This window comes from Levilactobacillus suantsaii (genome assembly GCF_004115745.1).
GTDB lineage: Bacteria > Bacillota > Bacilli > Lactobacillales > Lactobacillaceae > Levilactobacillus > Levilactobacillus suantsaii.
The window spans coordinates 81376-93775 of sequence record NZ_QXIL01000003.1; the positions used below are offsets into that span (position 1 = coordinate 81376).

Annotated in this window: 13 protein-coding genes; 2 read left to right on the top strand and 11 right to left on the bottom strand. The window is 53.3% G+C overall.

Going from position 1 to position 12400, the window contains the following annotated elements; genetic code table 11:
* Positions 1 to 241: 241 nt before the first annotated feature.
* The 8 genes from glyS to DXH47_RS02445 all read right to left on the bottom strand — a co-directional run bounded on the left by glyS (position 242) and on the right by DXH47_RS02445 (position 7759).
* Entirely contained in the window at positions 242 to 2317 is a 2076-nt protein-coding gene (gene glyS / locus DXH47_RS02410; protein ID WP_129031488.1) for a glycine--tRNA ligase subunit beta, read from the bottom strand.
* A complete protein-coding gene (gene glyQ, locus DXH47_RS02415) occupies positions 2317 to 3243 on the bottom strand; it encodes a glycine--tRNA ligase subunit alpha (RefSeq protein WP_129031489.1) in 927 nt (308 codons plus the stop codon). The genes glyS and glyQ overlap by 1 nt, the downstream gene beginning before the upstream one ends.
* 289 nt (positions 3244 to 3532) lie before the next feature.
* Entirely contained in the window at positions 3533 to 4327 is a 795-nt protein-coding gene (gene recO / locus DXH47_RS02420) for a DNA repair protein RecO (RefSeq protein ID WP_129031490.1), read from the bottom strand.
* An 18-nt stretch (positions 4328 to 4345) separates the two neighbouring features.
* On the bottom strand, positions 4346 to 5251 hold the full coding sequence (gene era, locus DXH47_RS02425) for a GTPase Era (RefSeq protein WP_129031491.1): 906 nt from the start codon (positions 5249 to 5251) through the stop codon (positions 4346 to 4348).
* A gap of 12 nt (positions 5252 to 5263) precedes the next feature.
* A complete protein-coding gene (locus DXH47_RS02430; RefSeq protein ID WP_129031492.1) occupies positions 5264 to 5668 on the bottom strand; it encodes a diacylglycerol kinase family protein in 405 nt (134 codons plus the stop codon).
* The gene (gene ybeY, locus DXH47_RS02435) at positions 5646 to 6134 is read right to left on the bottom strand and encodes an rRNA maturation RNase YbeY (RefSeq protein ID WP_129031493.1); all 489 of its coding nucleotides are present in this window, start codon (positions 6132 to 6134) and stop codon (positions 5646 to 5648) included. The genes DXH47_RS02430 and ybeY overlap by 23 nt, the downstream gene beginning before the upstream one ends.
* Positions 6134 to 7105, bottom strand: coding sequence for a PhoH family protein (locus DXH47_RS02440; protein ID WP_170954935.1), 972 nt, complete (start codon positions 7103 to 7105; stop codon positions 6134 to 6136). The genes ybeY and DXH47_RS02440 overlap by 1 nt, the downstream gene beginning before the upstream one ends.
* A gap of 207 nt (positions 7106 to 7312) precedes the next feature.
* On the bottom strand, positions 7313 to 7759 hold the full coding sequence (locus DXH47_RS02445; protein WP_129031495.1) for a GatB/YqeY domain-containing protein: 447 nt from the start codon (positions 7757 to 7759) through the stop codon (positions 7313 to 7315).
* 144 nt (positions 7760 to 7903) lie between these two features.
* On the opposite strand from DXH47_RS02445, the gene DXH47_RS02450 reads away from it, so the two are divergent.
* Complete coding sequence (locus DXH47_RS02450) at positions 7904 to 8917, top strand: zinc-binding alcohol dehydrogenase family protein (RefSeq protein ID WP_129031496.1); 1014 nt, start codon at positions 7904 to 7906, stop codon at positions 8915 to 8917.
* 43 nt (positions 8918 to 8960) lie between these two features.
* Here DXH47_RS02450 and rpsU read toward each other — a convergent pair whose 3' ends face one another.
* On the bottom strand, positions 8961 to 9149 hold the full coding sequence (gene rpsU / locus DXH47_RS02455) for a 30S ribosomal protein S21 (RefSeq protein WP_024746218.1): 189 nt from the start codon (positions 9147 to 9149) through the stop codon (positions 8961 to 8963).
* A 179-nt stretch (positions 9150 to 9328) separates the two neighbouring features.
* On the opposite strand from rpsU, the gene DXH47_RS02460 reads away from it, so the two are divergent.
* Entirely contained in the window at positions 9329 to 10156 is an 828-nt protein-coding gene (locus tag DXH47_RS02460; RefSeq protein ID WP_129031497.1) for a pyruvate, water dikinase regulatory protein, read from the top strand.
* 77 nt (positions 10157 to 10233) lie between these two features.
* Here DXH47_RS02460 and DXH47_RS02465 read toward each other — a convergent pair whose 3' ends face one another.
* Both DXH47_RS02465 and DXH47_RS02470 read right to left on the bottom strand, forming a co-directional pair.
* The gene (locus DXH47_RS02465; RefSeq protein WP_129031498.1) at positions 10234 to 11172 is read right to left on the bottom strand and encodes a deoxyribonuclease IV; all 939 of its coding nucleotides are present in this window, start codon (positions 11170 to 11172) and stop codon (positions 10234 to 10236) included.
* Between the two features lies 1 nt (position 11173).
* Positions 11174 to 12397: a CDP-glycerol glycerophosphotransferase family protein gene (locus tag DXH47_RS02470; RefSeq protein WP_129031499.1), complete on the bottom strand. Its 1224-nt coding sequence runs from the start codon at positions 12395 to 12397 to the stop codon at positions 11174 to 11176.
* Between the last annotated feature and the right edge of the window lie 3 nt (positions 12398 to 12400).

Genomic DNA, 12400 nt, shown 5'->3' on the forward strand with positions numbered 1-12400 from the left:
ACTTATTTTTAATCATTTCATAATTTTGTGGAAAATGCAAGGACGTGAGGCCCCCCGCTCAACCAACGTCCCAATTACTATCGTGCCGGGGAGCTGACATCGGCCTTGAACCACTGGGGGTTAGTTTTTTAGGTTAAAGTAATTTGTTTAATTCCTGGTTTAATTATCAAAAAAGAGTCAGCCCCGTTAGTCGCTAAACTAACGGGGCTGACTCCGATAAATTCAAATTTAAGACTGGCCCTTACTTGACGACCAATTGATCCAGGTCACCTAATTGTAAAGCCAAGTTCGCCAAGCGACTCAGTTCGGCCAGACGGTTGTTCCGGACGGCCTCATCGTCGACCATGACCATCGTGGCGTCAAAGTAAGCCGCAATGGCTGGTTGCACGGCAACTAACGCCGCGTACAGGGTCGCTAAGCCCTTTGGTGCGGCCGAAGCAACGGCGTCAACACCTTGGTGGAGCTGACTTTCACTGTCATTTTCGAACTTGTCAGCGTCGATTGTGACGTTGGCGATGTCCTTAGGGGCCTTTTGAGCTAAGCGAATGACCCGCGTCAACGATTCAATGACGGCCTTGAAGTTCTCGTCAGCCGCATGAGCCGTCAAGATATCCGCCGCCGTGAAGAGCTCGGTGATATCACTACTCGTGCCGCCTAAAACGGCGTCGATGATGTCGTGACGGACCTTTGCGCCGCGGAAAATCTTGCGGACCCGATCCTTCAAGAAATCAACCAACGCGTCGATTTGACCAGCTTGGTCCAACTCAGGCGCCACGTTAGCCGCTTGTTCGGCCGCGATGAAGGCCGTCGCCAACTCATTGACTGGTAACGACCATTTCTGGTCGGTCGCGATCCGCACGATTCCCGTGGCTTGTCGCCGCAAAGCGTACGGGTCGTTGGACCCACTCGGAATCATCCCCGCCGCAAAGAAGGTCAGGATACTGTCGAACTTGTCAGCTAATGCCAAAACGGCACCCGGTACAGACGTTGGTAGCGCACCATCAGCCGAAATCGGTTCGTAGTGTTCCCGAATGGCCTGAGCAACTGCCGGATCTTCACCCTGGAGCAGGGCGTACTTTTCACCCATGACCCCTTGGAGTTCGGCAAACTCACCGACCATCCCGGTCACCAGGTCAAATTTGTAGATTTGGCTAGCCCGCACGACGGCCTTAGTTTGGGTGGCGTCTAAGTTTAACCGGTCGGCTAAAACAGTCACGATGGCTTCGACCCGTTGCATCTTTTCGGCCATGGTACTGATCTTATCGTGGAAGCTGACACTCTTCAAGCGTTCAACGTCATCGGCAATGGTCTTGTTCTGGTCTTCCTTGTAGAAGAACATCGCGTCTTCCAGCCGCGCCGCCAAAACCTTTTCGTTTCCGGCAATCACGTTTTGGAGATCGTGGTCGGTCCCGTTACGCACGGAGATGAAGTTCGGCAACAACTTACCGGCTTGGTCCCGAGCGTAGAAGAAGCGCTGGTGGTCCCGCATTGAGGTAATCAGGACTTCTTCGGGGATCGTCAAGTACTTCTGGTCGAAGCTCCCGGCAAAGGCGGTCGGCCATTCGACTAAGTTGTTGACCTCTTCCAATAGGCCGGCATCGATGTCGACCGTCCAGTTGTGGTCCGTCGCTAGTTGCTTGATCTGTTCAGCAATCAAGGCCTTGCGCTTCGCGGCGTCCGCAATCACGTACTCGTCGTGCAAGGCACTTTCGTAGTCGGCCGCGGTCTTTAACGAGATGGCCTGGCCTAGGAACCGGTGGCCTTGGGTGACCCGGTCGGTGGTCACGTCTAAGATGCTAAACGGAATCACGTCTTGGTCCAACAAGGCGACTAACCAGCGAATCGGCCGGATGTACTCGAAGTGGTGGGTGCCCCACTTCATCATGGTCGGGAAGGTCATGGCCATCACGATGTCACGTAAGCCCGTTAAGACTTCAGCCACCGGTTGACCGGCGATGAACTTATCGACGTAGACGTACTCAGTGCCCTTGAATTCTTTGAACACGATGTCGTCCGGCGTCAGGCCCTGACCTTTAGTGAAGCCAATTGCTGGCTTGGTCCAGTTGCCGTCGGCGTCCTGGGCGATCTTCTTGGCCGGCCCTTTGACCGATTCACTGATGTCATCTTGCTTATCCGCTAACCCGGTGATTTCTAACGCTAAGCGCCGAGGCGTGGAGAACGGTTGGATGGCGTCATAGCTGACCCGTTCATCCTTCAGGTAATCGGCAACGCGCTTCTGAAGTTGCCGCACGGCCGGCGTGACCACGTGGGCGGGCATTTCTTCTAACCCAATTTCTAATAAAAATGTGTGTGCCATTAGTTTGCCTCCTCAGAATCTGCCAATAACTTTGCCCGTAATTTCTCGTCTTTGACCAACGGGAACCCGCGCTTCTTACGTTCCGCCACGAAGGCCTTGGCAATGGCCCGCGCCATCCGCCGAATCCGGGAGAGGTAACCGGCGCGTTCGGTCACAGAGACCGCGCCACGCGCATCTAATAGGTTGAAGGTGTGGCTGCACTTCAGCACATAATCGTAGGCCGGGTGCACCAGACCGTTAGCAATCTGCTTCTTGGCTTCGGCTTCGTATTCGTCGAAGTGCCGCGACAGCATGTCCTGATTGCTTTCTTCAAAACTGTACTTAGAGTGTTCGTATTCGGGTTCCTTGAAGATGTCACCGTACTTGACGCCGTCGCCCCATTCCAAATCAAAGACGGAATTCACGTCTTGGATGTAGGATGCGAGCCGTTCCAACCCGTAGGTTACTTCGGAAGTCACGGGATCCACGGTCTGACCACCGACGACCTGGAAATAGGTGAACTGGGTGACTTCCATCCCGTCCAACCAGACTTCCCAACCGACACCGGCACAACCCATGGACGGGTTCTCCCAGTTATCTTCGACGAAGCGAATGTCGTGTTCTAATGGGTCGATGCCCAGTTCTTTCAGGCTACCTAAATAGAGGTCCTGAATGTTATCCGGTGAGGGCTTCATCACCACTTGGAATTGGTGGTGTTGGTACAACCGGTTCGGGTTCTCCCCGTACCGCCCGTCAGCGGGCCGCCGAGATGGTTCAACGTAAGCGGCGTTCCACGGTTCTGGTCCGATGGCCCGTAAGAAGGTGTACGGACTCATGGTTCCGGCCCCTTTTTCGGTATCGTAAGCCTGCATCAGCATGCAGCCCTGAGCGGACCAATACTGCTGTAACTTTAAAATAATCGCTTGCATGGACAGTTTTTCTGTCATGGATACTGTTCCTCCTTATTGATCTAAATAAGCACACAAAAAAGTCCCCGCGCGAATCTACACTAAAGAGATTCACGTAGGGACGACTTAATTTCGCGGTTCCACCCTACTTCTAGTCGCTAGCGACTAGCAGCTTACTTGGTAAACGACTCCGAATGTGCCAACGTTTCAAAATCTCGCTTCGGCTTACACCGTCCCGAAGTCGCTAACTCGTAGATCTTGACACTTTTCATTCATCATGGTCGACTTATTTAACTGTGACTAATCATAAGCGTCTGTTGCGCGCTTGTCAATCGTCTTCATCGTGAGCTGGCGGCGTTTTCAGCCGGGGCGCCCAGTCTTGCATCTGGTCCAAGAAACGCTTACTGCGCGGGTGGACCCCAATCTGACTGGCATAGATTTCATCCATCAATTGTCGCAGAGCGTGTTCGGTACTGGGTTTGACCTTGATGTGGTGGACCCGGTCCAAATCGAGAATCGAGAATTGCCGCAGGTAGTAAATGGTCCGCGGCCCCAGGTGTAAGCGCCGGGGATCAGCCGACCAGTGTTGCTGACACAGGAGTCCCCCGTAACTTTCCGAGTAGTCAAACGGCAAATCCGTGCGTCCGCAGATGGCGCACCCCTGCAATTGCGGGGCGACCCCAAAGGCGGGCATCAACTGAATCTCGATGACGTTGGTCACGATGGCTGGGTTCTGCCCTTCGTCAATCAGTTCCAAGGCCCGGTAGACTCGGTGATACCAGTCGGGGAGCGGTTGACTATCTGGAAAAGCGATGTCGACCAGGCTCATGATGTAAGTCGCGTAGGCGTTCTTGAAGATGTCAGCCCCAATGCCTTGAAACTGAGTGGTCTCGCGGGCCGTGCGGATATAGGACAATCCTTGGTCGGGAATGTCGCCGACGTAACTCCCCACGGTAAATGGCAGAATGTCAGCCGTCATTTTAAACCCCCGTTTCTTGGCGCCGCGGATTAAAAATATCTTTTTACCAAACTCCAGCGTAAAAAACTTGATTAAAAAGTCGCGTTCAGCATAATCGCGGCGGTACAGAAGGATGCCGTGAAAGTCGGTCACGTGTTGTGCCATGGTCATCCCCCCTAATCGTTAAATATCGCTCTTGCGGTACCCGTAAGATTTCAGCAGGCTGGACTTATCCCGCCAGCCGGGTTGGACCTTGACGAAGAGCTTCAAGTAGACCGGACTGCCTAAGAGGTGTTCGATATCTTGCCGGGCCAGCGTCCCGATTTTTTTGAGCATACTGCCGCCCTTACCAATCATGATGCCCTTTTGGGTCGGCCGCTCCACCACGATGGTGGCATCGATACGGACCCGGTCATCATCCTGGGTCCGCATCCGTTCGACTTCCACGGCCACAGAATGGGGGACTTCTTCGCGGGTCAACATGAAGATCTTCTCGCGAATCAGTTCACTGACCACGAAACGTTCCGGGTGGTCCGTCAATTGGTCATCAGGATAGTACTGTGGCCCGTGAGGCATCTGATCCACTAAGTCTCCCAGAAACTCATCGACGTTGTTGCCTTCGAGCGCCGAAATCGGGTAGACGGCCTGCCACGGCAAGGCCTTCTTATATTGGTCCATGACCTTCAACAAGTCGTCGGGGTGAATCTGGTCGATCTTGTTGATCAACAAATAGACCGGTGCCTTGGCATTCTTCAAGCGGTCGATAATAAAATTATCCCCCGCACCCCGCTTTTCGGCGGCGTTGATCATGAACAAAATGGCATCGACTTCGTTCAACGCAGACAAGGCTGACTTGACCATGTAATCGCCCAATTCGGTCTTGGGTTTATGCACCCCTGGTGTGTCGATAAAAACGATTTGGGCGTCATCAGTGGTGTAGATCCCTTGAATCTTGTTCCGGGTGGTCTGGGCCGTGTTCGACATAATGGCGATCTTTTGACCAATCACCCGGTTTAAAAACGTCGATTTCCCCACGTTTGGGCGGCCCACGATGGCCACGAACCCGGATTTGTAATTTGGATTATCCATTGCTATTTCTCCTTAAAACCAGCGGGCAAGCGCCGGCAACATGACTAAACAACCAACCACTAGGGCAAACAGAGCCGCGAGTAGCACCCCGCCGGCGGCCACGTCCTTGGCTCGCTTTGCTAAATCGGCGTAAGTCTTGCCTACGATTAGGTCCACGACTGCTTCCACGATGGTATTGAGCGTTTCGGCGGTCAACACCAAAAAAATGGCCAGCGTCAGCCACAACCACTCATTGACGGTCAAACGCAAGATGATGCCAACGAGGACGGCGAGGCCCCCCACCAAAAGGTGTTTGCGAAAGTTCCGCTCCAGATGATAGAGCACGTGCAACCCTTCGAGGGCGTGACCCAGCGACTGCCAAAAGTTATGATTTTTCCCCGTTTGCCGGGTCGGTTTACCGTTTGAGGCCATAGGCATCCAAGATATCGGCCTGCAATTTGAACATGACCTTTTCGTCTTCTGGTTTCATATGGTCATACCCGTTCAAGTGCAGGAAACCGTGGACCACTAAAAAGCCCAGTTCCCGCTCGTTCGAGTGGCCCAAATAGTCGGCTTGTTCACTGACCTTATCTACGGACACGAAGATATCACCGATGTTTTCGGGAATCTCGGCCGCAAGTTCCGGGTCCATCACCAGGGGAAAGTCCGTGTCGGCATCCTCCGCGTCTTCAATGGCAAAACTGATGACGTCAGTCGCCCGGTCCACCCCACGATACTGCTTGTTGATGCGGTGAATATCTTCATTGTTCATCAAAGTCACCGACATTTCGGTGTTATCGGCTAGCTTGAGGTAGTTCCCCGCAAACTGCAAGACGTCGCGAATCAAGGTCAAGTATTGGTCGGAAACCCCGGCCTGGGTCTTATCGTAAATCTCTAAATCCATTATTTGTTAGCTCCATTTGGTTTAGTTTCGTGTTGCTCGTACGCGTTGATGATGCTGGCCACGACGGGGTGCCGGACCACGTCATCGGCACTGAAGGTCACAAAGGAGATGTGGCCCACGTTTTGCAGGATTCCCTGGGCCTGGACCAGTCCCGACCGGGTGTTGTGCGGCAAGTCAATCTGGGAAATATCCCCATTGACGATCATTTTGGAGCCAAAGCCCAACCGGGTCAAAAACATCTTCATTTGCGCGTTCGTTGTATTTTGGGCTTCGTCTAAAATCACGAAGGCCGACTCTAAAGTCCGGCCTCGCATGTAAGCCAGCGGCGCGATTTCAATCACGCCCCGGTCCATCAACCGGGTGGTGTGTTCGGCGCCTAAGATGGCATACAACGCGTCATAGATGGGCCGTAAGTAGGGGTCCACCTTTTCCTTCAAATCTCCGGGTAGAAAGCCTAAACTTTCGCCGGCTTCCACGGCGGGCCGCGTCAAAATGATCTTTTCCACGTCCCCTTTTTTCAACGCGGAAATGGCCATGACGACGGCCAAATAAGTTTTCCCCGTCCCGGCCGGGCCAATCCCAAAGGTGATGTCGTTATGCTTGATGGCGTCGATATACTGGCGCTGACCAAAGTTCTTCACCCGCACGGGCCGTCCTTTGGCATCGTGAATCAGCGTTTCCGTATAGAGGTCTTGGAAGTAAGTTAACGTCCCGCGTTCGGCCATCTTCATGGCGCTGACCACATCGGCACTGTTCAGCTGAATCCCCTTGGCCAGTAAAGCACTCATATTGCGTAGAATGCTTAATGTCTGGTCAACCGCGGTGGCGTCACCCGCAACTTTGATTGAATTGCCAAAGGGACGAATGGTGACACTGAGCCCTTCTTCCAGTAAAGTTACAAATTGATCTTGGGCCCCTAACAAAGCCGGTTCATCGGCCGGGTGCGCCAAGATATATTCTTTTTCAATCATCGCGTTTTCAGTCAAATACGGTTGCTCCTTTATTTTGCCAAATTAAGTCTACTGATACTTGAATTTTAGCATACCACTCAGGATAGTAAAAGGATTGGCCGTTAAAATCCCCTGGGCACGCCAGTTTCTGGGGCAATGGTGCTTGAAAAACGCCCTCGCCACCGAAAAAAGCCCCCACGAAGAAGGTTCCCCGTAGTGGCTTGAACGTTACTTATTCAATTGGGCTTTGACCGTTTGGTTGACCACGTTACCGTCAGCCTTGCCCTTCACTTGCGGCATCACGGCGCCCATGACCTTGCCGAAGTCGCTCATGTTGCTAGCGCCGACCTTGGCGATACTATCGGCCACGATCTTTTCAATTTCGTCAGCACCCAATTGCTTTGGGGCGTATTTTTCAACGATCTTGATTTCGGCTTGGACTCCAGCGACCAGGTCGTCGCGGTTACCCTTTTGGAATTCGTCCAAGGACTCTTTTCGTTGTTTCAATTCCCGGGAGACCACCGTTAATTCTTCATCGGCACTCAAGTCGTGACCCTGCTTGATCTTTTCGTTGGTCAACGCGGCTTTCATCATCCGGACCACGTTTAAGGTCAACTTATCGTGGGCCTTCATGGCCGTCTTTAAATCGGTGTTCAGTTGGGTTTCTAAACTCATGTTGAATTCCTCCTAAATTTAAGTACTGTCTCAGTTTACTACTTATTCTGAGTTCCGTCAGGTCCAGACGCACGCCGCTTGCGTTTTTCTCGTGAGCTCAGTACGCTAGAAGTAATCTCCGATTTTAGAAAGGACTGGTGTTTCATGCGTGCCATTGGTTACACGCAACATTTACCCATAGATGATTCTCATAGTCTAATAGATTTTGAGATGCAACGACCCGACCCCACCGGCCACGACCTATTGGTCCAAGTTCAAGCGGTGTCCGCCAATCCCGTTGATCTCGCCGTTCGTCGCAACACCGAGCCGTTAGACCCCCAAGCACCTAAAGTTATCGGCTTTGACGCTTACGGCACCGTCACAGCGGTGGGCAATGCCGTGACCCTCTTTCACCCGGGCGATGTGGTCTTCTACGCTGGATCGTTTAAACGGCCCGGCAGCTACAGCGAGTTTCAACTCGTCGATGAACGGCTCGTTGGTCACGCCCCCACTAAGCTTACCCCGGCGCAAAGTGCGGCCATGCCATTGACCGCCTTGACCGCCTGGGAAGCGCTATTCGAGCAACTGGGCATCGACCCGCACGCCGACAACCACGGCAAAACCATCCTGGTCATCAACGGCGCTGGGGGCGTCGGTTCCGTGGCGACCCAACTGGCCCACTGGGCAGGATTGACCGTTATCGCGACGGCTTCCCGTGACGAAACGATTGCCTGGACGCGCGACCACGGGAGCGACTTTGTCGTCAACCACCGCCAGGACCTAGTGCCTCAGGTCCACGACTTAGGCGACCAGGTCGTCGACTACATTTTAGAGCTTAGCAACTTGAATCAGCACTGGCCCGAAATCGTCGATTTGATCAAACCCAGTGGCCATATCGTGTCCATCACTGGCAGCGACACCCCCATCGACTTACGGGCGTTAAAGAACAAGCGGGCCACCTTTGCTTGGGAATGGATGTTCACCAAGGCCTACTTCGAAACGCCAGACATGGGCAGCCAGCACCAAATCCTAGAACAGATTCGCGCCCTATTAGACGCGGGCACGTTGGTCTCCACGCTGACTAAGACGCTGCAACCGATCAACGCCCAAAATGTGATGGCCGCCCACCGGCTATTGAATAACCACCACATGCGCGGCAAGCTAGTCATTCAAAATTAGGTCAGAAAAAAATCCTTGATGCCGAGACATCAAGGATTTTTTATTAGAAACGACGCTTCTTAGCTTTACGCTTCCGCGCTGCTTCTGACTTTAACTTTTTCTTCACACTTGGTTTTTCGTAAAATTCACGCTTACGGTATTCTTGTAAAGTACCGCTACGGGAAACCGTACGTTTGAAGCGCCGAAGAGCGTCGTCAAAAGACTCGTTTTTGCGAACGACTGTCTTTGCCATTTGAAATTCCCTCCCTCCGAGCACAAGTAATGACGCCGGTTAGAATTCTTCTACCAGCGTTACGGTTCTTAACCATTATACATAATCAACCAAACCGCGTCAATAATCCAACTCAATTAATTTGAACCGTTTCCGGGCAACGAGTACACTAAAGGAAACTAACCAGAGGAGGCCCCATTATGGCGCCTATTACTATCTTTATTATCTCCGATTCGTCGGGAGAAACTGCCCTGACCGTGGCCCAAACGGCCGTCTCTCAATTTCCGGCCGTCCACGCGACCTATCAACGGTTTCCGTTCATCCAAACCGATTCCATCCTAGGTGGTATCCTATCCTTAGCCAAGAAACAACACGCCATGCTGTTCCACACCTTGGTGAACCGTAAACTCAGTGACCACGTGAGTCAATTCGCCGAAGACAATCAGTTGCAACACTTCGACTGTATCCAACCGGCCATGAAAATCGTGGCCTCCGCGACGGACTTACAACCCGAGGGCGTCCCCGGCTTGGTCCACAACCTGACCAGCACCTACTTCGACCGCATCGCCGCCATGGAATTTGCGGTCGCCTACGATGATGGTAAGGATCCAACTGGCTTGTTAAAAGCCGACATTGTGATTCTAGGTGTTTCCCGAACATCAAAGACCCCACTATCTTTGTTCTTGGCTAACCGGAACTTACGGGTGGCTAACCTGCCGCTCTCGCCTAAGACCCAATTGCCAGAAGAACTTTGGCAGGTCGACCCGAAACGCATCTTCGGGCTGACCAACCAACCCGATATTCTGCGGCGGATTCGGCGTGAACGGATGATTTCCTACGGGCTCCCCGCGGATGGCGCCTATTCTGATACCCAAAAAATCAGCGAGGAACTGGCCTACGCTAAAAAACTCTACCAAAAAATCGGGTGTTTAGTGATCGACGTGTCCAACAAGTCCATTGAAGAAACGGCCACGCTGATTATGGAGAGTTTGGACTACGACCAGCGGCCGCATCCCCTCGGCGATTAAGTTTAAGCCTATTCCCATCTGAAAGATAAAAGCGAGTGCCCCAAACTGGGGTGCTCGCTTTTTAATCTCTCTAATTTTTAGCGGTCCAAATAAGCCGTAAACGGCCGCTGATCCAAGGCATCGGCTTCCAAATCGGGATTGAAGCGCTGTGCCTTTAACATCGCCACTTCATACCCGTGGGGGTCGGCACCGGTCTTGCGGTCCGGCCCCACTGGTGGGGTCTCCATGATTTTCGGCACCGCCGCTAATTGGGGGTGATGGGCGACGGCGTTTAAGACCGTGAAACCCAACGTCCCGAACCCAATATTGGTGTGGCGGTCCTTATGACTGCCCTGCGGATTCTTCGAGTCGTTCAGATGAACCACCTTGAGCCGGTCTAAGCCCACGACTTGGTCGAACTCCGCCAGGACACCGTCAAAGTCGCTGGCGATGGCGTAACCGGCATCGCTCGTATGGCAAGTGTCAAAACAAACCGATAGCCGGTCGTTGGTCGGCGTTTGGTCGATGATACTGGCCAATTCTTCAAAGGTCCGACCCACTTCGGTCCCCTTGCCCGCCATGGTCTCTAAGGCAATCTGGACGGGTTCGTCGGCCGTCTCCCGAAGAATCTGGTCGAGGCCCTGGGCAATTTGGGCAATCGCCGCTGGGGCACCGGCCCCAACGTGTGCGCCCGGATGCAAGACGATTTGTCGTGCCCCAATCGCGGCTGCCCGGTGGATCTCCGCCGTCAAGAATTCCACGGCAAAGGCAAAGTTTTGCGGCTTTTTGGTGTTACCCAGGTTGACCACGTAAGGAGCGTGGACCACCACCGCGCGTTGGTCATGAGCTGCCATAAAAGCTTTGCCGGCTGGTCCGTTAAGCTTCTCAATGGCCTTACGGCGCGTGTTTTGCGGGGCCCCTGTGTAGACCATAAAGACGTTCTCACCGTTTTTTGCGGCGAGTTGCGCCGAGCCCAATAACATGGCGTCGCCCTTCATACTGACGTGCGAGCCAATCAAGAATTCTGTGTCTGCCATTTTAGTCTTCCTTTCCAGTCTGAATTAACCGCGCGACCCGTTGACTGGCCGTCCCCGTTTCCCAGGCACAGAAGCGGTGGTTAAAGGCCGCTTGCTGGCGGGCATACGCGGGAAAGTTTCCGGCTTGTTGCCAGACGTCCAACTGATCATAGAACGCCCTGGCCGTGGTGACCAAGGGTCCGGGCAACGCCGCGGACTTGTACGCAAAGTAAAAGCCCCGGAGCTGGTCGCGGTAATGGGCCAAATCGTAAGCGAAAAACAATTGCGGCCGGTTGAGGTTGGCAAAATCAAACATTACCGAGGAGTAGTCCGTAATCAAGAGATCCGTGATTAAGTACAAAGAAGCAATGTCGGCTTCCGCAAGCACCGTGACCCGGTCCTCATAACCATCAATATTGACTTGGTCCTTTACTAAGTAATGGGGCCGGATAATCAAATGAGTGCCCTCCGGTACGTGTTGGAAGAACTCACCGAGGTCAAATGGTAACTCGAACCGGTAGACCCCGGGCCGCACGGCGGTATCGTCCCGCCAGGTCGGGGTATAGGTGACGATGGGCCCCGTCACGTCTCCGAGTAGTTGGCGTTTCAAAGTCGCAATGTGCGTTGGGGTATTCGCGGTATACAGCACGTCGTTGCGGGGATACCCAATGGGCAAAAAGTTTCCTTGGTACCCGAAGGCCCGTTTAAAAATCTTTTGAGAATATTGGTTAGGGGCAATCAGGTAATCCCACCGACTGGCTGCTGTCACAAAATCCGTGTGGTACTGGGCTGTAGTGGTCCCTGGCATCGCCACGTGGTCAATATCGACCCCCAATTTTTTCAGCGGCGTCCCGTGCCAGGTTTGAATCGTGGTGGTCCGTCGGTTGGCGTGCCACCAATTCGGCAACCGGGAGTTCAAAACCCAGTATTCCGCCCGGGCCATCAACCAGACCCAGCGCGGGGTGAAGCGTTTGACCAAGCGAATCTCGGGATACTTGGCGTGCAAGGTCGCGTATTCGCGGAGCTTTACACTGAAGTACGCCGTTTGTCGGTACTGCGGGTCGGCCCGGACAAGGGCACGGTAAATGGCCGCTGGATTATCGTTGACGTCCTTACCGTTAAAGCTTTCAAAGATCACTAAGCGTTGCTTAATGGGTAAACAAATAAGCCCACCGTTCAACACGATGAGCCCATAGCGAGCAACGAGCTTTAATGACTGGACCAGGCGTTGTCGACTGTTCGTCATTTT

Bases quoted from the DNA above. Each gene is read 5' to 3' on its own strand.
- glyS (WP_129031488.1), bottom strand. From the start codon at position 2,317: ATGGCACACACATTTTTATTAGAAATTGGGTTAGAAGAAATGCCCGCC.
- glyQ (WP_129031489.1), bottom strand. From the start codon at position 3,243: ATGACAGAAAAACTGTCCATGCAAGCGATTATTTTAAAGTTACAGCAG.
- recO (WP_129031490.1), bottom strand. From the start codon at position 4,327: ATGGCACAACACGTGACCGACTTTCACGGCATCCTTCTGTACCGCCGC.
- era (WP_129031491.1), bottom strand. From the start codon at position 5,251: ATGGATAATCCAAATTACAAATCCGGGTTCGTGGCCATCGTGGGCCGC.
- DXH47_RS02430 (WP_129031492.1), bottom strand. From the start codon at position 5,668: ATGCCTATGGCCTCAAACGGTAAACCGACCCGGCAAACGGGGAAAAAT.
- ybeY (WP_129031493.1), bottom strand. From the start codon at position 6,134: ATGGATTTAGAGATTTACGATAAGACCCAGGCCGGGGTTTCCGACCAA.
- DXH47_RS02440 (WP_170954935.1), bottom strand. From the start codon at position 7,105: ATGATTGAAAAAGAATATATCTTGGCGCACCCGGCCGATGAACCGGCT.
- DXH47_RS02445 (WP_129031495.1), bottom strand. From the start codon at position 7,759: ATGAGTTTAGAAACCCAACTGAACACCGATTTAAAGACGGCCATGAAG.
- DXH47_RS02450 (WP_129031496.1), top strand. From the start codon at position 7,904: ATGCGTGCCATTGGTTACACGCAACATTTACCCATAGATGATTCTCAT.
- rpsU (WP_024746218.1), bottom strand. From the start codon at position 9,149: ATGGCAAAGACAGTCGTTCGCAAAAACGAGTCTTTTGACGACGCTCTT.
- DXH47_RS02460 (WP_129031497.1), top strand. From the start codon at position 9,329: ATGGCGCCTATTACTATCTTTATTATCTCCGATTCGTCGGGAGAAACT.
- DXH47_RS02465 (WP_129031498.1), bottom strand. From the start codon at position 11,172: ATGGCAGACACAGAATTCTTGATTGGCTCGCACGTCAGTATGAAGGGC.
- DXH47_RS02470 (WP_129031499.1), bottom strand. From the start codon at position 12,397: ATGACGAACAGTCGACAACGCCTGGTCCAGTCATTAAAGCTCGTTGCT.